The 20,476-nt window shown below is 66.8% G+C and carries 19 protein-coding genes; 5 read left to right on the top strand and 14 right to left on the bottom strand.

All coding sequences use genetic code 11. The features are described from left to right. Positions 1-319 precede the first annotated feature (319 nt). Positions 320-991 carry a L,D-transpeptidase family protein gene (locus tag CEX87_RS17620; protein WP_094288297.1) on the top strand — a complete coding sequence of 224 codons (672 nt, stop codon included), beginning with the start codon at positions 320-322 and terminating at the stop codon, positions 989-991. 12 nt (positions 992-1,003) lie between these two features. On the opposite strand, the gene CEX87_RS17615 is transcribed toward CEX87_RS17620, so the two are convergent. The 5 genes from CEX87_RS17615 to CEX87_RS17595 form a co-directional block, all read right to left on the bottom strand. Next, positions 1,004-2,263: an oxygenase MpaB family protein gene (locus tag CEX87_RS17615; protein WP_094288295.1), complete on the bottom strand. Its 1,260-nt coding sequence runs from the start codon at positions 2,261-2,263 to the stop codon at positions 1,004-1,006. A 17-nt stretch (positions 2,264-2,280) separates the two neighbouring features. Then, positions 2,281-3,105 (bottom strand): TspO/MBR family protein, encoded by an 825-nt coding sequence (locus tag CEX87_RS17610; RefSeq protein ID WP_094288293.1) that lies wholly within the window; start codon positions 3,103-3,105, stop codon positions 2,281-2,283. A gap of 67 nt (positions 3,106-3,172) precedes the next feature. Beyond that, a complete protein-coding gene (locus tag CEX87_RS17605) occupies positions 3,173-4,525 on the bottom strand; it encodes an MBL fold metallo-hydrolase (protein WP_094288291.1) in 1,353 nt (450 codons plus the stop codon). Positions 4,526-4,544: 19 nt separating this feature from the next. Beyond that, positions 4,545-5,318: a sulfite exporter TauE/SafE family protein gene (locus CEX87_RS17600; RefSeq protein WP_064396218.1), complete on the bottom strand. Its 774-nt coding sequence runs from the start codon at positions 5,316-5,318 to the stop codon at positions 4,545-4,547. 212 nt (positions 5,319-5,530) lie between these two features. Further along, the gene (locus tag CEX87_RS17595) at positions 5,531-6,910 is read right to left on the bottom strand and encodes an MBL fold metallo-hydrolase (RefSeq protein ID WP_094288289.1); all 1,380 of its coding nucleotides are present in this window, start codon (positions 6,908-6,910) and stop codon (positions 5,531-5,533) included. A 131-nt stretch (positions 6,911-7,041) separates the two neighbouring features. On the opposite strand from CEX87_RS17595, the gene CEX87_RS17590 reads away from it, so the two are divergent. Genes CEX87_RS17590 through CEX87_RS17580 form a run of 3 tightly spaced genes read left to right on the top strand, consistent with a single transcriptional unit; the run spans position 7,042 to position 8,509 of the window. Further along, on the top strand, positions 7,042-7,311 hold the full coding sequence (locus CEX87_RS17590) for a metal-sensitive transcriptional regulator (RefSeq protein ID WP_064396248.1): 270 nt from the start codon (positions 7,042-7,044) through the stop codon (positions 7,309-7,311). Between the two features lie 28 nt (positions 7,312-7,339). Further along, on the top strand, positions 7,340-7,744 hold the full coding sequence (locus tag CEX87_RS17585; RefSeq protein WP_064396215.1) for a DUF302 domain-containing protein: 405 nt from the start codon (positions 7,340-7,342) through the stop codon (positions 7,742-7,744). Between the two features lie 30 nt (positions 7,745-7,774). Continuing rightward, complete coding sequence (locus CEX87_RS17580) at positions 7,775-8,509, top strand: DUF305 domain-containing protein (RefSeq protein WP_066810958.1); 735 nt, start codon at positions 7,775-7,777, stop codon at positions 8,507-8,509. Positions 8,510-8,529: 20 nt separating this feature from the next. Here the strand turns inward: CEX87_RS17580 and CEX87_RS17575 are convergent, their stop codons facing one another. The 8 genes from CEX87_RS17575 to CEX87_RS17545 all read right to left on the bottom strand — a co-directional run bounded on the left by CEX87_RS17575 (position 8,530) and on the right by CEX87_RS17545 (position 18,573). Beyond that, a complete protein-coding gene (locus CEX87_RS17575; protein ID WP_094288287.1) occupies positions 8,530-9,624 on the bottom strand; it encodes an NADH:flavin oxidoreductase in 1,095 nt (364 codons plus the stop codon). A gap of 59 nt (positions 9,625-9,683) precedes the next feature. After that, positions 9,684-9,815: a hypothetical protein gene (locus CEX87_RS27850; protein ID WP_255361627.1), complete on the bottom strand. Its 132-nt coding sequence runs from the start codon at positions 9,813-9,815 to the stop codon at positions 9,684-9,686. 44 nt (positions 9,816-9,859) lie between these two features. Further along, a complete protein-coding gene (locus CEX87_RS17570) occupies positions 9,860-12,394 on the bottom strand; it encodes a DEAD/DEAH box helicase (protein WP_233151427.1) in 2,535 nt (844 codons plus the stop codon). Further along, positions 12,387-13,319, bottom strand: coding sequence for a LysR family transcriptional regulator (locus tag CEX87_RS17565; RefSeq protein ID WP_094288283.1), 933 nt, complete (start codon positions 13,317-13,319; stop codon positions 12,387-12,389). The genes CEX87_RS17570 and CEX87_RS17565 overlap by 8 nt, the downstream gene beginning before the upstream one ends. Before the next feature lie 65 nt (positions 13,320-13,384). After that, entirely contained in the window at positions 13,385-15,697 is a 2,313-nt protein-coding gene (locus CEX87_RS17560; RefSeq protein WP_269845545.1) for a CaiB/BaiF CoA-transferase family protein, read from the bottom strand. 33 nt (positions 15,698-15,730) lie between these two features. Further along, positions 15,731-16,921 carry an acyl-CoA dehydrogenase family protein gene (locus CEX87_RS17555; RefSeq protein WP_064417791.1) on the bottom strand — a complete coding sequence of 397 codons (1,191 nt, stop codon included), beginning with the start codon at positions 16,919-16,921 and terminating at the stop codon, positions 15,731-15,733. A 1-nt stretch (position 16,922) separates the two neighbouring features. Beyond that, a complete protein-coding gene (locus CEX87_RS17550) occupies positions 16,923-18,017 on the bottom strand; it encodes an acyl-CoA dehydrogenase family protein (protein WP_066810945.1) in 1,095 nt (364 codons plus the stop codon). 127 nt (positions 18,018-18,144) lie between these two features. Then, positions 18,145-18,573, bottom strand: a complete 429-nt coding sequence (locus CEX87_RS17545) for a hypothetical protein (RefSeq protein WP_233151426.1) — start codon at positions 18,571-18,573, stop codon at positions 18,145-18,147. A gap of 207 nt (positions 18,574-18,780) precedes the next feature. Between CEX87_RS17545 and CEX87_RS17540 the strand changes: the two genes are divergently transcribed. Beyond that, positions 18,781-19,614 carry a formate/nitrite transporter family protein gene (locus tag CEX87_RS17540; protein ID WP_064417794.1) on the top strand — a complete coding sequence of 278 codons (834 nt, stop codon included), beginning with the start codon at positions 18,781-18,783 and terminating at the stop codon, positions 19,612-19,614. Positions 19,615-19,626: 12 nt separating this feature from the next. Here the strand turns inward: CEX87_RS17540 and CEX87_RS17535 are convergent, their stop codons facing one another. Beyond that, complete coding sequence (locus CEX87_RS17535) at positions 19,627-20,400, bottom strand: enoyl-CoA hydratase/isomerase family protein (protein ID WP_064417795.1); 774 nt, start codon at positions 20,398-20,400, stop codon at positions 19,627-19,629. Between the last annotated feature and the right edge of the window lie 76 nt (positions 20,401-20,476).

The raw sequence follows: 20,476 nt of genomic DNA, 5'->3' as shown, positions 1-20,476 counted from the left end.
CTGCCCCGGACCCCTCGGCGAACACGCCCAATGGCGCTGGTACGAACCCTTCCAACCCCAACCACCACCCACCAACTGACGTCGAATAGGTCGGCCCACACCACGATTCGTACCTGGGCTTACGTATGGGCGCGGCGCCCCACCCGATGATCATCACCGGCTCACCGGCTCACCGGCTCAACGGCTCACCGACGAGCGGATCGCGACACGGTCTCAGCTTGGCCGCGAACAGGTTTCGCGGGCCGCCGTGCACCGGCTCGCGCGGATACGCTGTGCGGATTCGACATTCGAGCGTTCGAGCCCGGTTCCGAGGTAGCCCGTGAAACTGCGAAAAGCACTGGTGTGCCTCGGTGCTGCGCTCCTGTGCATACCGCTCGGAGCGCCCGCGTCCGCACAACCCGCTGCCGCGACCGCGCGAACGACGCAGTGGATCGTCGTCGGCGTGCCCACCGCGGAGGCCACCTCGGGCACCCTCACCGCCTTTCAACGCACCGGGCAGCAATGGAAACCCGTCCTGGGGCCGACACCCGCGAAGGTCGGCGCCCTGGGTGTCGGTGCACCAGCCGACGGTGTCCACCGCACGCCGGTGGGGACCTTCACGTTCGACCAGGCATTCGGCCGCCAGCCCAATCCGGGCACCAAGATGCCGTACTTCCAGACCACGAACCAGGACTGGTGGGACGAGGACGCCTCGTCACCTACGTACAACACCCATGTGCGGGGTCCGAACAAACCGTCGTCGATCGCCGAGAACCTCTACGATTCCGGGCCCGTCTATGACTACGCGGTCAACATCACGGTGAACCCGCAGCGCATCCCCGGACGGGTCTCGGGCATCTTCCTCCATGTGACCGACGGGAACCCAACATGGGGGTGTGTGGCCATCGGGCGCGACGAAATGCGCACGCTGCTGACGTGGCTCGACCCCGCCGCGGCGCCATTGATCACCGTCGGTGTGGGCAGTCCGTCATTGGTGCCGTCGCGGGCGTGATCGCAGGCGTGATCAGCGGCGCAGGGGTACCGCGGCCTCGAAAGCCGCCGCCTTGCCGTCGGATTGCCACTGCAGCCAGTTTTCCCACCGCTTGAGATTGGTCCGCTGCCACCAACGGTCCACCGTCGACGACAATCGCCGCGCGATCTCCAGCGTGAGGATCAGCGGAAAGCGGCTGAGCAGCAGCAACATTCCCGGCAGAGCCGACGGTAGCCGGTAGCGGCGCCGATTCCACGGCAGCATGTACAGCCCGAGGTATCCCGCTTGTACGCGGTAGTGATACTCGGCGCGAAGCCGCTGCAGGCCGCGGTGCGTCGCGGCGGGTGCGAACGCGGGAACGAAGGACTGGACCAGTTCGGTGCCGCTGTCAGCGCTGTCGTAGCTGCGCGCCGCGTCACACATGAACAGGATGCGCCACGCATCGGCGACGGTCTCGGGGAAGTAGCCGTCGCATCGCACACCGACGAGGTAGCCGCAGTAGCGGTTGAAATGCAGAACGGCGCGCATCTCTCGCGCAGAGGTGAGGTGACCGAGAAGGAAAAGGCCGAACGCCGGTGCCACACTTCCACCCAACAGCGTGAGAAGCATGGCGGACTGGCTGATCGGCAGACCCCAGCGCTCGGCGTCCCACTCCGGGTGCTGTCTGACGCGGTCGCGGACGCTGATATGCATGATGCGCACATGCAGGGAGATGTTGCGGCCCAACGATCCTGGGGTAAGGATGGCGCCGGGGCGGCAGACCTCGATCCACCAGCGCGATGTCTCCAGATACCGGTGCAGGGCGCGCTGGCCCGCGTAACCGCCTGAGAGGGACAGGGGCACCGCCAGCCAGCCCTCGGTGTAGGTGTCGTTGGTACCGGCGTTGCCGAGCGCGCCCAGCGCGTAGGCCCACCGACGCCAGACCGTCGCTCCTTCCTCGACGAGATCCGCGTCGACCCACGCGGGGAGTCGCTCGAATTCCTCGAACAGCGCACGCATCGACTCGGGCGCCTCGGGGACGTTGTCGATGCCTTCCCGCTGCGCCTTCTCGACCAGATCGCGGGCTTTCCTCGCGCCGAGTTCACCGTGGTAGGTCTCGGCGACGAAACGTTCGGCGACGGGGTCGCCCTCGCTGAGGCCGGCGATGAATGCCCGTGCGGTGTCGTCGGTGGGCAGTAGATCGACACGGGCCAGCCGCTTCGCCACATTTCGCAGGCGCGCGCGGTGGCCGGTGAGCCCTGGGTAGCGAAACGCGGTGGGCGCGTTCGGTGGTCGTGGGCTCAGATCCGGCATATCTCAGTCTCAGCCGACTAGCCTTCGATCGTGCGGCTTTTCGCGGATCCCCTCGGTGACTGCGTAAGGTAGCGCGCGCTCATCGCGACGGCGATCCCCACCGCTGCCGCGCCCGCCAGCGAGGCGATCAGGACCGGCGTGGTTTCGCTCAGCCGCACCGCGACGCCGATCAACGCCCAGATGATCACCAGCCCGTAGGCGATGTCGCGGTGGCGCAGGTTCATCACCACTCCGAGCGCGGCCGCCACCACAACCATGATGGCGCCCCAGGTCGGTTCGGAGAGCCCGAACCCGGACCATCCGGCGTCGTCGAGGGTGATCGTCGCGTTGGCGATCGTCGCGACCGATATCCAGCCCAGGTACACCCGGAACGGGATGTGCACCGTCCATCGCTCCAGCGTCGAGGCGGGTGGTCGGGAGGCCTGCAGGCGGTAGATGACGATCAAAGCGACCAGCAGCACGGCCATCACCAGCATGCTCAGCGGGAACTGGTTGTGGTGCCACGCGAACAGCCAGCAGCAGTTGGCGGCGGCGGTCAGCAGGTACCAGGGAGCGATGGCGCGTGCGGCGCCGCTGTCGTCGCGTCGCTGGGCGAGCGTCACGCCGAGGTACACGGTGTAGGCGATCAGCCCGAGGTAGATCAAGCTCCAAATGGAGAAGACGTATCCGGCGGGGACGAAGTACACCTCGAAGCGACGGGTGACGTCGCCGGTGGTCTGGCCGTTGATCGGCAGGCCGTTGGCGAGGTAGTTGACGACGAGCGTTGCCGCGGTGGCCAGGGCCGCGGCAAGCGCCAACAGAACTGTCGAGGTGGATCGGCGGTCGGCGGTCCGGCTCACCATGTCGGGCTCCTTCGGCTTCGATCGGTAAGCCGTACATGCCCGTTCGAGGTGAGTTCGAACCCTACGGCTACGGCGTCACGGTGAGGCCGAGGTCCGCGGCGTTGCTGAAGTCGTCATCGATGAGGACGACGTCATGGCCGGCGCGGTCGAGAATAGACGTCGCGATCGAGGACCGATAGCCGGACGCGCAGTGCACCCATACGGTCGGGGGCGGAACCTCGTCGAGCCGCTTCGGTAGTTCATGCAGCGGTATGTTCACAGCTCCCGGAATGCGCTCGGACTCGTACTCGTGGTTCTGCCGGACATCGAGCACCGCCATGGCGTTCGTCCGGAGATGCTCGGCCAGGTGGCGGAAATCGGAAACGGGATATGAGCCGAGCGGCCTTCCGTCGCGCAGCCGGTCGATGTCACCGGTGGCGGCGCCCGTCAATCGATCTACCCCGATACGCACCAACTCGCGTTTGGCGTCGGCAATTTGCCCGGGAGAATCACCGATGAGGGTCACCGGGGCGCCCCAGTCGTAGAGCCACCCGAAGTAACTGACAAAGGAGCCCGACAGCTCGAAACCGAACGCTCCCTGCAGATGCCCTGCTGCGAACGCGATCCTGCTACGCAAGTCGACGACCCACTCGCCGGCCTCCAGTCGGCGGCGCAGTTCGCCGGGATCGATCGATTCTGGTGGCGTCAGATCGACCGGGGGCGGGCCCTCGCTGTTGATGACCCCCATGTGCGCGTAGTACGCCGGGTACGCCGAGAGTCCGGCGAGCAGTTCGTTGACGAAGCTCTGTTCGTCCTGTGTGAGGGCAGGATTGGTCCGCCGTTGCTGACCGACTGTCGATTCGTCACCGGAAGCCGGTGTGGCCGAGCAGAAGCTGCCGAAACCGTGGGTCGGGTACACGGCTGTATCAGCGGGCAGTCTTTCGGCGATCTTGCGCACCGAGTGATATTGCGCGCGGGTGAGTTCCTCGGTGTCCTCCGCCCCGATCAAGTCCGTGCGACCGGTGGTGCCGAACAACATCGATCCTCCGCTGAAGACGCCGTGAACCGTGTCGGTTTCGTCGCGGAGGACATAGCTCATGTGGTGGTGGGTGTGACCCGGGGTGAGCATCGCCTCCAACCGGATGGGCCCGGCGTCGATCACCTCACCGTCGCTGACGGCGTGACGGGCGTATTCGACGTCGTCACCCGCGGGCACCACGTACTCGGCGCCGACGGTGCGCGATAGTTCGAGTCCGCCGGTCAGGTAGTCGTTGTGCAGGTGTGTTTCCAACACATGGGTGATGCGGACCTTGCGGTCGTCTGCAAGAGTGAGCACCCGGTCGATGTCCCGCTGGGGATCGATCGCGACGGCGACATCGCCGTGGCTGACCAGATAACTGCGGTCACCGAGGCCGGAGGTTTCGATGATCGAAATGTCCATGAGGAATCTCCTTCAGGGGTCAACGTAAGAAAATCGTGTCGACGAGTACGAACGCGGCGACGACGAAGACGAGGTAGGCGAACCAGCGCTGCAGGCGGTCGGTGTCCACCTTGGTGCCGAAGTATCCGGCGACGAGTGAGCCGGCCATCGCGGCGGCGACGAATGCAGCAGTCAGCGACCAGTCGACGCTGACGCCGTGAAGATGCGAGAAGATACCGGCTAGCGAGTTGGCCACGATGACCAACAGCGAAGTGCCTATGGCCGTGGACATTTCGACGCCGAGCACGACCACGAGTGCCGGGATGATGAGGAAGCCTCCCCCGACGCCGAACAGACCGGTCAGCACGCCCACGACAAGGCCTGCCCCGATGGACCGCGGCGCGCACCGACGCCAATTGACCTGCCCGGCGCGCACCTCACAAGCGGTCCCGGTGTTGCCTTGATCGACCAGCATGCGAACGCCGGCGACCACCATAACGACCGCGAACCCGATCAGCAGCGCCGAGTCGGGGAGGTGTCTGCTGATGGCGCTGCCGAGAATGGTCGCCGGGATGCCGGCCGCCGCAAAAATGCCGGCCATCCGCCACCGAACCTGTCGGGCGCGAATTTTCGGCAGCGCACCGACGGCCGAAGCCGTGGCGACGACGACCAGCGAGATCGGAATGGCCTCTTCGATGCCGAGACCTACCCCGTAGACCAGCGCTGGGACGGCGAGGATCGATCCCCCGCCGCCGAGCAGTCCCAGCAGCACGCCGATCAGCGCGCCAAGAGCCAGGCCTATCGCTAACGCCATGGAATGTCCCTATCCGGTTACCGGCGCCAAAACCCGCCGGTGCGACGGCGCGGCGGGTCGTTCGGCGGTCGACAGCGGCATTGCTGCGCAACCGGTACCGACCGCATCACGTCGTCGACGTGCTGACCACAGCCGTCCCACGTCGTTTTACCGCAGGACGAGCATCGAACGGCGTAACACATGCGGATATCTCCTTTCCCGGATGAGACGTCTCAGACCGTCGCGTGGGCGTCGACCCATGCGGCGTATCCGCCCAACAGGTCAGATACCTTACGAAATCCATTGGCGCGCAGCAGTGATGCGGCCACGCTGGACCGCCAGCCACCGGCACAATGCACCACTATCGGCTTGTCGGTCGGCACTTCGCTCATTCGGTTCCGCAGCTGCGCCAGCGGGATGTGGATCGAGCCGGGGATGCCACCGGCTTCGCGCTCACCGGGATTGCGGATGTCGATCAGCGTTACGCCTCTTACGGTCAGCATCGCGTCCAGTTCGGTCACCGCGATTCGGGGCGCAGTCTGTACGAGATCGGCCAGATCGGCGGGAAATCGCCCATCGTGGCCGACATTGAGATAGCCGATCGCGTTGTCCAAGCCGATGCGTGCCATCCTCAGCGCGGCCTGCTCCTCTTCTCCCGGGTAGGTGATCAGGGCGATCGGGTCACCCACTGCGGCCACCATCCCAACGGTCTCGGCGAACCGGCCGTCGAATCCGACGTTGACGGAGCCGCGTAGGTGTCCCTCGGCGAAATCATCGACACCGCGCGCGTCCACGACACGCACACCGGCATCGAGTGCGGCCCGGAGCTGCTGGGGAGCCATCGCGGGAACGGTGCGCTCCTGCTGTAACAGCGGATGGATCCGCTTGTTCATCGCGGCATCGGAGGTGAAATACGACGGCGCGGCCGGCTGACCGTGGGTGAGCATCGAGACGAAGGCGTCCTCACTCATCGGCTGCACCGAGGGGTTGCTCGCCCGCTGCTCGCCGATTGTCGATGTCAGCTCCGTGGACAGATTCTTGCCGCACGACGAACCGGCCCCGTGCGCAGGCATCACGAGCACGTGGTCGGGCAGCTTCATCAGCTTGTCGTGGATGGTGTGGAACATCGCTCGGGCCAGGGCATCGGTCGAGCTGTCACCCATGTTGACCAGATCCGGTCTGCCGACGTCGCCGATGAACAGCGAGTCGCCGGTCAGCACGGCCGAAGGCTCGGAATCGGCACGCTCGCGAACCAGCACACTGATCGACTCCCAAGTGTGGCCAGGCGTCGACAGAATTTCCAAGTCGACCTGACCCAGTGACAGGCGCTCTCCATCGGCGAGCCTGCGGATCGGATACTCGGTTTCGGCGGCCTCACCGAAGCCGATCCAGGCGCCGGTCGCGTCGACGAGTTCGAGGTGACCGGACACGAAATCCGCGTGGAAGTGGGTGTTGATCACGCCCTCGATCGTCAGCCCGTGCTTACGCGCATCGGCGAGGTACTCGGTGATGTCTCGGCGCGGGTCGACGACGATCGCGCGTCCGGTCGATTCGTCGCCGATCAGGTACGACGCGTGTGACAGGCATTCGATGTAGTACTGCTCGAGAATCATCCTTGTCTCCTTCCAGGTAGCGGAGAAACTGGCATATACCCCCAGGGGTATATGATGAATATACGCCCGGGGGTATCTACAATGCAAATACCCCCGGGGGTACCATTCAGATGGAGGTGGAAGGGAGAACCATGGTTGGTGACCAGGAAGCCATTGCCGCTGTCCTCAACCGGTTGCGGCGTGCGCAGGGACAACTCGCCGGTGTGATCGCAATGATCGAGCAGGGCCGAGAATGTAAGGACGTCGTCACGCAACTCGCGGCGGTATCGCGAGCGCTCGATCGCGCCGGCTTCAAGATCGTCGCGACGGGTCTGCGCGAATGCATGACCGGCGACCAAGAGGGCAATGAGAGGCCGATGACCGAGGAAGAACTCGAGAAGCTCTTCCTGGCCTTGGCCTGAGAATTGACGATCGACGAAAGGAGTCATCATGAGCATCGCTTTGGCCACCAGCCTGAAAACTTCGTTCGACGATGCCGTCGCCCGAACGCGTGAGGCGCTGGCCGATCAGGGATTCGGCGTTCTCACCGAGATCGACGTGAAAGCGACGCTGAAGAACAAGCTCGGAGAGGACATGGAAAGCTACCTCATCCTCGGCGCATGTAACCCGCCGCTGGCGCACCGGGCGATCAATGCGCAACGTCAGATCGGTCTACTGCTGCCGTGCAACGTCGTGGTGCGCAGCGATCCAGAGGACCCGGAAACCACCCTCGTCGAGGCGATGAATCCGCAGTTGCTCGTGGACGTCACCGAGGAGCCCTCGCTCAAACCGATCGCCGAGGAAGTCGGAAGCAAGCTGGCGGCGGTTATAGACACGCTTTCCCAGCTGACTTGAGCCACAGTTCATTTCAGGAAAGGACACATAATGCGGTGCAGGCGATGCGGCTACGGAATCGCGGCAATGGTGGCGACGGCGACGCTCGTCGTCGGCGCGTGTTCGACTTCGACAACGGAAGGGTCGGAATCGGTGACTTCTTCGGGCGGCGCGTCTGCCCCGTCGAGCGTCGCCAGCGATCAGGCCAAGCACAACGACGCAGACGTCGCGTTCGCGCAGGGAATGATCCCGCATCACCAGCAGGCGATCGAGATGAGCGATATCCTGCTTGGCAAGCAGGGGATCGACCCGCAGATCGTGTCGCTGGCAAACCAGATCAAGAATGCGCAGGGGCCGGAGATCAAGCAGATGGAAGGCTGGCTGCGCGACTGGAATGTCGCCCCAACGCCATCGGCGCCGACGACCACCGGCATGCCAGGCAACATGCCTGGACATCACGACGGCATGCCTGGGCATCACGACAACATGCCCGGACATCACGACGGCATGCCTGGGCATCACGACCATATGGGTGACAAGCCCGGCATGGGCGCCGGCCACGGAATGATGTCGGCCGCGGACATGACGGCTCTCCAGAGCGCTCAGGGCGCGGACGCCGGACGGCTGTTCCTCACACAGATGATTCAGCACCACCAAGGCGCAATCATGATGGCGCAACACGAGATTCATCATGGCCAGTACCCGGCGACGGTGGAGATGGCCCGGAGCATTGTCACCACGCAGCAGGACGAGATCTCCACCATGCAGGAAATCCTGAACGGGTAACGACTCGAACCCAAGCCTTGTCAGGCCAGCTTCGCGAGCGCGGTCTCGGGGTCGTAACCGACGAACCGGTCGAGTTCGCCCCGCCTCAGCCGGTTCACCCAGGCGGGGTCGGCAAGAAGCGCCCGCCCGATCGCGACGATGTCGAACTCATCGGCGTCGAACTGCTCGACAAGGCGGTCGACGGGAGCGGGCTGGATCACCTCGCCCTGCTTCTCGCTGCGGAACTGGGTCTCCAAGCCGACCGAGCCGACCGCAATCACCGGCAGGCCGGTGACCTTCTTCGTCCACCCGGCGAGACTCAACTCGCGGTCGTAATCACCGAAGGCGGGCACGTAGTGCCGGCGGGTAGACGGATGCAGCACATCGACGCCGGCGTCGACCAAGGGGCTCAGCAGCTCCTGGAGCTCGGTGGGGTCGTCGGCTATGGTCGCGGCGTAATCGGTGCCCTTCCACTGCGAGAAGCGGAAGATGATCGGGAAGTCCGGGCCGACTGCCTCGCGCACAGCGGCAACCACCTCGGCAGGGAACCGCGTCCGCGAACCCAGCGCACCGCCATACTTGTCAGTGCGCAAATTGGTTCGAGTCCAGAAGAATTCGTCGAGCAGATAGCCGTGGGCGCCGTGAAGCTCGATCGCGTCGAAACCCACTTCCCGGGCGTTCGCCGCGCTTTCGGCGTACAGGTCGGCGAGCCGCCCGAGTTCACGGATCTCAAGTGCCCGGCCTCGCGGGCGACCGTGCCCGTCGACACCCGAGGGGCCGACGGGCACCACACCGTCGGTGTCGTCGCGCTGCACGCCCTGATGCCACAGTTGAGCGGCGATCGTGCCGCCTTCTCGGTGTACCGCGCCGACGACTCGCCGCCAGCCGGCGAGCACCTCGTCGCCCGCGATCGTGGGGATGCTGGACGGATATCCGGCGGCCGGGTCCGGCAGCCGGATGCCCTCGGTGATGATCAGCCCGACGCCGCCCGCGGCTCGCCGGCGGTAGTACTCGGCCACGTCGGGACCCGGAACGCCATCGGGCGAGGCCTGTCGAGTCATCGGCGCCATCGCGAACCGGTTCGGGACCGTCAACGAGCGGACGGTGAACGGTTGGAAGAGATCGTCAACGGCCATGAACCGTCACAACGCGGCGCCGCCGACGCTGATTCCAGCCGGGTGACCGAGGCGCCCGGTCAGCCCTCCGACGGCTTGTCCACGGCCTCATCGGGCAGCGGCAGCCCTTCGGCGCCTGGAGTGGCGGGGGACAGCACGTCCTCGGCCTTCTCGGTCGGTTCGGGCGTTACATTTTCGTTCGGAGATGTCATGCCTGTGTTGGTACCCCCGAGGCGCCGGCGTTAATCGCCCCAGGCTATTGGTCCAACCGGCCCGCGTCGATGACCCGCAACACCATCGCGCCGGCCTCGTCGGAGGCGGCAAGGTCGACCTCGGCGGTGAAGCCCCAGTCGTGGTCGCCCGCCGGGTCGTCGAAGATCTGTCGCACTCGCCACACCTCGGGTGCGCGGTCAATGATCAGCAGCGCCGGACCGCGAGCGTCGGCGCCGGTGCGGACGCCGTCGTGTTCGCCGAAGTAGTCGTCGCCGACCTGCTCCCAGCGCTGCGCCGTCCAACCCGAACCGCCGTCCAGCGCGCCGAGTTCGTCCCAGCGCTGCCGGGCGAACAACTGCACGCGACGGAACAACGCGTTGCGCACCATCGCCGTGAACGCACGCTGGTTGCCGGTCAGCGGGCGCGGCGGTGCAGGCACCGCCACCGGAGTGTCGTGCGGCTGGTCGGGGCTGGTCAGCTGCTCCCACTCGTCGAGCAGGCTCGAATCCACCTGGCGGACAAGCTCACCGAGCCACTCGACGATATCGGTGAGTTCCTCGGTCCTGGCCGTGGCGGGTACCCCCGACCGCAGCGCCTTGTACGCATCGGACAGGTAGCGCAGCACCGCACCCTCGGCGCGGGTCAGGCCGTACTCGCTGACGTATTCGCGGAACGTCATGGCGCGTTCCCACATCTCGCGCACCACCGACTTCGGGGACAGCCGCGCGTCGGCGGCCCACGGGTTGCTCTGCAGGTACACCTCGAAGGTGTGCTCGAGCATCTCCTCGAGCGGCTTGGGGTAGGTTACGTCGTCGAGAAGTTCGATGCGTTCGTCGTACTCGATACCCTCGGCCTTCATCGCCGCGACGGCTTCACCTCGGGCCTTGTTCAGCTGCGCGGCCAGGATCTGGCGCGGATTCTCCAACGTCGCCTCGATCACCGAGACCACATCCAGTGCAAAGGTATCCGCGTCCGGATCGAGCACATCGACGGCGGCCAGTGCGAAGGTCGACAACGGTTGATACAGCGCGAAGTTCGGCGGCAGGTCGACGGTCAAGCGGTATCTGCGCCCGTCTGGGCCGGGCTCGTCGAGGCGCTCCACCACACCGGCCTGCAGCAGCGACCGCGCGGTACCGACGGCTTCGCGAATGTGCTGCAGCTGCCGTTTGCGTGGCTCGTGGTTGTCGGTCAGCAGCCGACGCATCGCCTCGAACGGATCCCCGGGACGGTCAACGACTTCCAGCAGCATCGCCGTCGACACCCGCATGTTGCTGGTCAGCGGTTCGGGAGTGGCCTCGATCAGCCGCTTCATCGTCGACTCACTCCACGGCACCATGCCCTCGGGCACCTTGCGGCGCACCAGCTTTCGGCGCTTCTTGGGGTCGTCGGCCACCTTGGCGAACTGCTTGAGGTTCTCCACCTCATGGTCGGGTGCCTGCACGACGACGGTGCCGGCGGTGTCGTAGCCGGCCCGCCCGGCCCGGCCTGCGATCTGATGGAACTCGCGCGCGTTGAGCAACCTGGTGCGCACACCGTCGTACTTCGAGAGCGCGGAGAACACCACCGTGCGGATCGGCACGTTGATGCCGACGCCCAATGTGTCGGTGCCGCAGATCACCTTGAGAAGACCGGCCTGCGCCAACTGTTCGACCAGGCGCCGGTACTTCGGCAGCATCCCGGCGTGGTGCGCGCCGATGCCGTGGCGCACCAACCGCGACAGCGTCGTGCCGAAAGCCGTCGAGAACTGGAACGCGCCGATCATGTCCCGGATCTCGGCCTTCTCCTCCTTGGTGCTGACGTTGACGCTCATCAGCGCCTGCGCGCGCTCCAGCGCCGAGGCCTGGGTGAAGTGCACGACGTAGATCGGGGCCTGTCCGGTCTCGAGCAGATCGCCGATCGTCTCGTGCATCGGGGTGGTCGCATACGAAAAGTACAGCGGCACCGGGCGTTCGGCGTTGGTGACCAACGCTGTCGGCCGGCCGGTGCGTCGGGTGAGGTCCTCGCGCAGGAACGAGACGTCGCCCAGCGTCGCTGACATCAGCAGGAACTGTGCCTTCGGCAGCTCGAGCAGCGGAACCTGCCACGCCCAGCCGCGGTCCGGGTCGCCGTAGAAATGGAACTCGTCCATTACCACCAGCTCGATGTCCGCGTCCGAGCCCTCGCGCAGCGCGATGTTGGCCAGCACCTCGGCCGTGCAGGTGATGATCGGCGCTTCGCCGTTGACCGCGGCGTCGCCGGTCAGCATGCCGACGTTGGCCGCGCCGAAAACCTCGCAGAGGGCGAAGAACTTCTCGCTGACCAGTGCCTTGATCGGGGCGGTGTAAAAGCTGCGGCCATGTTTCGGGGAGGATCGAGCCAGCGCTGCGAACAGCGCGCCCGTGGCCACCAGCGACTTGCCCGAACCGGTCGGCGTCGCCAGGATGACGTTGGCGCCGCTGACCAACTCGATCAGCGCCTCCTCCTGCGCCGGATACAGCACGGTGCCGTTCTCCTCGGCCCAGGCGGCGAACGACGCGAACAGCTCGTCGGGGTCGGCGCCGAGCCGTTTGGCGATGTCGGTGAGCGAACCCTCAGGCACCTCGATGCACCGGGCCCAGCCGGTCGGCGATCTGCTCGGCGGCCAGCTCGACTTTGGCGAGCCTGCTCCGCAAGCGTTCGGGCGCCCAAGCGAGCGCGATTCGCGCTGGGGGCCAATTGGTTTCGTCGATCGGAACCAGCTTGAACTCCGGCGGGGAGAACATCTTGCCGATGAACGAGTCGGGTGCGTAGCTCACCAGCGCGACGAGATGCCGGTTGAACACCTGAGTGGCCATCTCGAGTTCACCACCGCGCTGGTTCGTCGTGCGCACGATGCGGTGGATGCCGCGGCTGTTGAGTTGTCGGGTCAACCCGGCCAGCACCACGGGATTGGGCCGGGCGAAGTCGATCACGACCTCCCGGTCACGCAACTCGTCGATCGTCACAAGGTCTTTGGCGGCCAGGGGGTCGTCGAACCGCACCGCGACCGCACCCTGGTAGCTGGCCACCACCTTGTGGCGCAGGCGCTTGTCACCGGCCGGCAGGTGGATCAAACCCACTTCGGCCTGTCCGGCGATCAGCTTGGCCGCGACCTCGGTGCCCGAACCCGGAACGCGGAACTCCGTCGGCCCGGGCAGGCCGGCCAACACCGTCTCCAGTTGGGCCAGCAGGTCGGACGGCGCATAGGCGGTGGCGCTCAGCCGAAGCGGCGCCGAACCCTGCACACTCTGCTTGGCAGTGGCTTTGAACTCCTCGATCTGTCGCAGGATTTCGCGGGCGGGGCCGATCAGCCGTTCACCGAGCGGGCTCAGCCGCACGTCGTGGTAGCCGCGTTCGAACAACGCTCCGCCGAGCTCCTTCTCGAGGAGTTTGATCTGCTTGCTCAGCGGGGGCGGCGTGATCATCAACTTGTCGGCGGCCCGCTTGAAGTGCAGTTCGTCGGCGACGGCGACGAAATACCTGAGCCTGGTGAAGTCGATGTCGATTCCTGCGGTGTCTCGAACGGGTGGCCGTGCACCCCGAATGCTACGAGATCACCGGTGCGCCCCGGTCAGATGTGCACGTCGCCGTTGGTGGTCTCGAGCACTCCGCGCCGGTGCAGCGCCTCGATCTCCGTGGGGCTCAGTCCGAGAAGTTCCGTGGCGATCTCGGCGGTCTGCTCCCCGATGAGGGGGGCTTGGCGTAACGGCGGATCGGCGACGTGATCGCAGTGGATCTGCACGTTCTCCATCGTGAATGGGACGTCTGCGTGCGGATGAAGCTCCTCGCGGAACGACCGCCGCTGCTCGTAGTACCCCCAGGATGGGAGCTCGTCGGCGTGCATGACGGCGCCCGCGGGCACACCCGCGGCCTGCAGCCGTTCCATCGCCTCGGTGGGCGAATGCCGGGATGTCCAGGCGCGCACCGCGTCGAGGTCGATCGCACCGTCGCCGGGCAGGCCGATGACCCAGCGCAGTGCCTGCAACTCGGCGGCGTCACGCACGGTGATCGCGATCCACTTGTGCTCGCCCGCGGCCGGGAACAGTCCCCACGGCGCCCCACGTTCCGCGTCGGAGCGGGGGTGTCCGGCACGCTCGAGCGCATCGGCGGCGATGTCGGCGGCGACGTGGCTCAGCATCACCTCGGCCTGCGCAATGCTCGCCGACCCGCCCTCGCCGGTGCGTTCCCGGCGCAGCAGCAACGCGATCGCGGACAGAGCGCCGATCCTGGCCGCCACGTGGTCGGGGTAGACGGTCACGGTGTCGCAGAAGGTCTCGGGTTCGCCCGGGTACACCCACTGGCTCGTGAACCCGACCGCGGCGCGGACCAGCGGCCCGTAGCCCAGGCGTTTGGCCCACGGACCGTCGGGACCGAAGGCGGAACTGTCCACCACCACGATGCCCGGGTTGATCCGTCGCAGCGTCGCGTAGTCCATGCCCAGCGCTTGTGCGACGCCGGGCTTGAAGTTCGTCAGCACCACATCGGCGTCCCGCACCAGGCGGTGGGCGAGCCCGAGGCCCTCCTGCGTGCGCAGGTCGAGCCCGATCGAGCGCTTGTTGCGGTGTCCCGCGGCGAACGGCTGGGTCATCGTGGTGAGCTTGCCGACGCGCAGCCCGTCGGGATGAGCGGAGTGTTCGATCTTGACGACGTCGGCGCCCAGATCGCCGAAGAGCCGGCCGGTGTCGGCGCCGACGACGATGACCCCGAGATCGAGGACGCGTATCCCTTCCAGCGGCCGCCCCTCGCCTCTGCGTTGCCGGCCTGCCAACAGTGGAGCGGCGGTGAGACGTTCGGACTCCGCGGAGTTCGAGTCGAGTGCGCTGGCGCGGTGTCCGTCGATCTGACTGACGCCGACCGGGATCGGGGCCACCACGCCGGGCGCAAGCTCCACGTCGCGGAAAAAGCCACGCGCGCTGAAGTGTTCGGCGGTCAACGCCTCCGACAGGGTCAGCACCGCCGCGGTGGGGACACCGTGGGCCTGGCCCTGGGACTCCAGCTCGGCACGGGTCTTGTCGGCGCAGAAGCGGGCGATGGCGTCGAGCAGATGCGGTGAGCGGAAACGCTTTCCGAGTTTGTCGTAGGACGGGTCGGCGAACTCCTCGGGGCTGCCCATCCACGTGAACATTCCGCGCCACTGCCGTTTGGCCAGGATACAGATGCGGACATGGCCGTCCTTGCACGGGATGATCGGATAGCGCTGGCGTTCGGCATCCCAGTCGCGTTGCTGCATCTTGACCGCGACGCCCGCCGACGCGCTGCCCGCCGAGCCGAACGGCGGGTCGAGCGTCTGCATGGCCCCGTCGAGGATCGAGAAGTCGATCAGGTCGCCCTCGCCGGTGCGCAGGCGGTCCAGGTATACGGCAATGGTCATCACCGCGGCCTGCGCGGCGGCCACGTGATAGGGCAGTTCGGCAGGCGGTACCAACGGCTCGCGGCCCGGTATGCCGGAGCGCGACAGCTCGCTGGACAAGGCGTGGAACACCGGGCCGGTGCCCTGCCACGTGCGGTAGTCGTTGTCGCGGCCGAAGTCGCTGAGCGACAGGATCACCAGCTGCGGGTGCTGCCTACGGATCTCACGCACCGCCAGCGTCGCCTCGGCGAGCGACCCGGGCCGGGTGTTCTCGATCAGAATGTCGGTCCCGGCAAGCACTCTCGCGAACTCGTCGCGGCCCGCTGCGGTTGAAGGATCCAGCTCGACCGTCTCCATGCCGTGCCGGTCGATGGCGGTCTGCACCGGCACCCCTGCGACGCGCGGACCCACCACGTCGCCGTCGGTCACACCCAGCAGACGCAGCACGGTCACGCGCGCCCCGAGGTCGGCGAGCAGTCGGCCGACGGCGCTCATCGGGCCCGAGCTCAGATCGAGGATCCGCGTCCCTGACAACGGCGGATCGTATGCGGCGGCGCGGGACACAGATCAGCTCCTGCGGGCCTGACGGAAGGGGATGTCGCGATCGGCCTCGGGCTCCTTGGGCAGCCCGAGCACGCGCTCGCCGATGATGTTGCGCTGAATCTGGTCGGTCCCGCCGCCGATCGAGGTGAAGAACGCGTTGAGCGTCAGGAAGTTGACGTCGTCGGCCACCGGGTTCTCGGGACCCGCCAACAGGGCCTGCGCGCCGATGATCTGCGTCTTCATCGCCGCCTCGGTGTGCAGGATCTTCGACATCGCGAGCTTGCCCAGCGACATGATCGAACTCGACGTGCCCTGTGTCGTCGCGGCTTTCGCGCGTGCGTTGTTGAGCCGGTTCAGCTCCCGCATCGCCAGCACCTTCGCCAGCGGGTAGCGCACCGCGGGGTCGTCGAGCACGCCGTGCTCGCGGGCGAGTTCGATCAGGCTGTCCGCCTTGCGGTTACGCGAGCCGCGACCACTGTCGCCCATGATCGAGCGCTCGTAGGCCAGCGCGGTCTGCAGCGCCCGCCATCCGTTGCCCTCGCCGCCAAGCAGATAGTCGTCGGAGACGGTCGCATCGTTGATGAACACCTCGTTGAAGTGCGATTCGCCGGTGATCTGCACCAGCGGGCGGACCTCGACGCCCGGCTGCTTCATCGGCATGATGAACAGGCTCAGCCCCTTGTGCTTGGGCACATCCCAGTCGGTGCGGGCCAGTAGCAGGGCGTAATCGGCGGTGAGTGCGCCCGACGTCCACACCTTCTGACCGTTGACCACCCACTGGTCGCCGTCGCGGACCGCGGTGGTGCGCACGCTGGCCAGGTCGGAACCGGCGCCCGGTTCGCTGTAGAGCAGGCAGGTGCGGGACCGCTCGACCAGGAAGTCGCGCAGCAGGTCCTGTTTGATTCTTTCGGTGCCGAGCTTGAGCGTGGTGTTGGCCGGGATGTTGTACTTGTCCTGCCGCGACCCCGGCGCCTTGATAGCCGAGAACTCCTGGCCGATGACGGCCGCGAGGTCACTCGGATATGCGCGGCCGAACCACTCGGTGGGATAGGTGGGCACGGCGTAACCGGCGTCGAGCACCTTCTCCAGCCAGGCGATCCGCTCGGGTGACGACGCCCACGGGTCGTCGGATTTGGGAAGTGGAGTCCAGTTGTCGCGCAACCACTCCCGGACCTCGGCGCGCAGCTCGTCGGCGGTGGGCAGGGGGCTGGTCATGTCAGGCACCTTTCGAGACGAGGTAGCGCTCGCGATGCAGGCGCGGGCCGCCGAACAACTGCAGGCCGGTGCGCGCCCTGCGCAGGAACAGGTGGGCGGGGTGCTCCCAGGTGAAACCGATGCCTCCGTGCATCTGGATCGCGTTCATGGCGACGGTCTCGTAGGCCTCCGCGCAGGCGAAACCCGCCAATGCGACTGCACCGTCGGAGGTTTCACGTCGCGCGGCCTTCTCGGCGGCGGCGTGCTGGGCGGCCGACGTCGCGTTCTCGACCTCGATGAGGAGGTCGGCGGCCATGTGCTTGAGCGCCTGGAAGCTGCCGATCTGGCGGCCGAACTGGACGCGCGTCTTGAGGTAGTCGACGGTGATGTCAAAGAGCCGGCGGGAGCCGCCCACCTGCTCACCGGCCGACGCGATCACGGCGTAATCCAGGGCCTCCTGTACGGCGTCCCATCCCGCGGTACCGAGCCGCCGCGCGGGTGTAGCCGCGAAGGTGAACGTCGACAGCCGCACGGTCGGGTCGAAAACCGTCACCGCGGTGCGGGTGAAACCGGTGGCGTCCGGGGCCACCTCGAAGACGCCGACGCCGTCGCTGGTGCGCGCGACCACGAGCAGGACATCGGCCGCCTGACCCCAGGTGACGTAGTGCGCGGCGCCGGTGAGGGTGCCGTCGGCGCCGGCTTCGACGTCGACGCCCTCGGCGGTCCAAGTGCCGGACTGCCCGGTGACCGCGACCGTGCCGATCGCCGCGCCGGCGGCGAGTCCGGGCAGGAGTCGGCGCTTGTCCTCGTCAGAGCCTGCGGCCGAGATGAGCGCGACCGTCAACACCGCGCTGGAGATGAACGGTGCGGGCAGAAGTGCGGCGCCCGTCTCCTCGGCGACGGCCTCGAGCTCGAGTGGGCCGAAGCCCAGACCGCCGAGTTCGTCGTCGACGAGCATGCCGAGCAAGCCCTGCTCGGCGAGCTGGCGCCACAGGTCGCGGTCGAAGCCGTCGTCAGAGGCCATCACCCCGCGCACGTGGTCCTCGGTGCACCTGTCACCCAGCAGCTCGCGGACCGCCGAACGCAGTTCCGCGCGCTCGGCCACACTGATCGTCATCCCAACCGCCTCTCGTGGCTAGCTGGGTCCATGGTTGGGCCCGAAAGGCCCGGTGTAAATCACGAATCGCGACACCGGCGGGTTTCCCGTTGGGACATGCGAGGGCGGTCGCCACACTCCCGGTCAGCTACTGCATACGAGCCTGGCCCCGACCGTCGATCAGGCTGTCGAGGCCGCGCTGCCACCTGGCGGAGCGGGCGCGGTTGCACACCGCGCGGGTGATCAGGAGAACGGCTGCGGCCGTTCCGAGGACCGCGAGCAGGACGAGTGCGCCGGCCGTGACCGCTTCCATCGCGGCATGGGGAGCCGCGCGCTTGGAGTCGAACAGCGCGGTTCCGACGGCGCCGGCGATCGGCACGGCGAGAACGGACAGGGCGACGACCAAGGTCATGATCAGCGCCTCGATCCGATCCACGGAGCGGACCAGCGGATTGTCGCCCCTCAACCGCGCCAGCGTCGACCACCGGGGCATGCGGAGGGTGAAGGTGGCCCACTCTTGGTCGTCACCCAACCGGACAGCCGGCCGGGGGTGATCGTCGCCATGCGGGCTGCGCACCGTCATCTCCTCTCACTATGGGGGCTGCGTCCTACCCCCATCGTGCACCCCATCTGACCTGCGAGCTTTGCCGAGAAACGACAATACTGGCGTCCTCCGTTGTGGCCGGCCGACAACGATGCGCCGAGGCCCGGGTAATCCGCGGAGGCTTCGGGGCGGCGGGGGACGGGTACCCCTGACCGTCATCGAATCGGGAAGGACCCGCACATGGGTGAGAATGAGACGCAGCGACGGCAGGTGGGCGATTCGGACAGTCCGATCGAGGACGAGTTAGAGGGCGCCTTTCAGCGGATGGTCGACGAGGGCACCCAACGCCTGCACCGGGCATGGCGCGAAGTGCTGGTCACCGGCTTCTTCGGCGGGACCGAGGTCGCGGTGGGCGTCCTGGCCTACCTGTCGGTGTTGGCCGCCACCCACAACCACCTGCTCGCCGGCATCGCGTTCTCGATCGGATTCCTCGCCCTGCTGCTCGGCCGCAGCGAGCTGTTCACCGAGGGGTTCCTGGTGCCCGTTACCACGGTCGTGGCCAAACGCGCCAGCGTCGGGCAGCTGCTGAAATTGTGGATCGGAACGCTGATCGCCAATCTCGTTGGGGGCTGGGCGATCATGTGGCTGATCATGACGGGCTTCCCGAAACTTCATGCGCAGACGATCGAGTCGGGCACCCACTTCGCCACCGCCCCGATCTCAGCGGAGACGGTCGCACTGTCACTGCTGGGCGGCATGGTCATCACGCTGATGACGCGCATGCAGCACGGCACCGAGTCGACGTTCGGCAAGATCGCCGCGGCGGTCGCAGGCGGCTTCCTGTTGGCCGGGCTGCAGATGTTCCATTCGATCCTGGACTCGTTGCTGATCTTCGGTGCGCTCATCGCCGGCGCCCCGTTCGGCTACGGCGACTGGGCGACGTGGTTCGCCTACACGGTCGTCGGCAACGTGGTGGGCGGTCTGCTGCTCGTGACGCTGCTTCGTCTGCTGCGCAGCAAGGACCGTCTACAGGATGAGCGACAGGAGGCGGAGTCAGAACCCACGACGGCGTGACCGGAAAGCCCGTCAGCGACCGCGCCAACGCGGTGGGCGCTTCTCCCGCCACGCCTTGATGCCCTCGTGCACATCCTCGGTTGCCGCGGCCACCTTGCGCATCGTCTCGCCGAACCGGACCGACTCGATCCAGCCCATGTTGGCCGTGCGCCAGGCCACCTCCTTGGTGGCGCGCTGCGCCAGCGGCGCCGCCTCGGTGAGCGTGCGCGCCCACGACCGCGCAGCGGCCCGCAGGTCGCCGGGTTCGACCAGTCGCCACACCAGGCCGGTCTCCTTGGCACGCTGGGCGTCGATCGGCTTACCGGTCAACAACAACTCCATGGCGTCGGCCCACCGGACGCGTTCGGGCAGCCGGATCGCGCCGACGATCGTCGGCACCCCGAGGGACACCTCAGGGAACGCGAAAGTCGCTGTGGTGGAGGCGATCACGAAGTCACAGAACAGGACGCCGGTCAGACCGTAGCCGATGCACGGGCCGTTGACCGCCGCGATCGTCGGCTTGAACAGTTCCATGCCGCTCTCGAACGAGTTGATCGTCGGCTTCTCCCAGAACGTGCCCCCGAAGGTGCCGACCGAACCCTCGCCGTCCTTGAGGTCACCGCCGGCACAGAACACGTCGCCGTTCGCGGTGAGGATCCCGACCCACGCGTCCTCGTCGTCGCGGAACCGCTCCCAGGCCGCGTTCAGGTCGCGCCGCATCTCGCCGTTGATCGCGTTGCGCGCTTCGGGACGGTTGAAGGTGATGGTGGCGATGTGATCGTCCAACTCGTAGGTCACGAGGCTCATGGCTGCACGATAGCCAGGTGACGTAGTGCGGATGGATGACGATGTCGAGAAATGCCCGACGGATCCGTCCCACAGG

The organism is Mycobacterium lehmannii, from assembly GCF_002245535.1.
GTDB lineage: Bacteria > Actinomycetota > Actinomycetes > Mycobacteriales > Mycobacteriaceae > Mycobacterium > Mycobacterium lehmannii.
The sequence above is the reverse complement of the archived record's forward strand: the minus strand, read 5'-3'. Positions and strand labels throughout refer to the sequence as shown.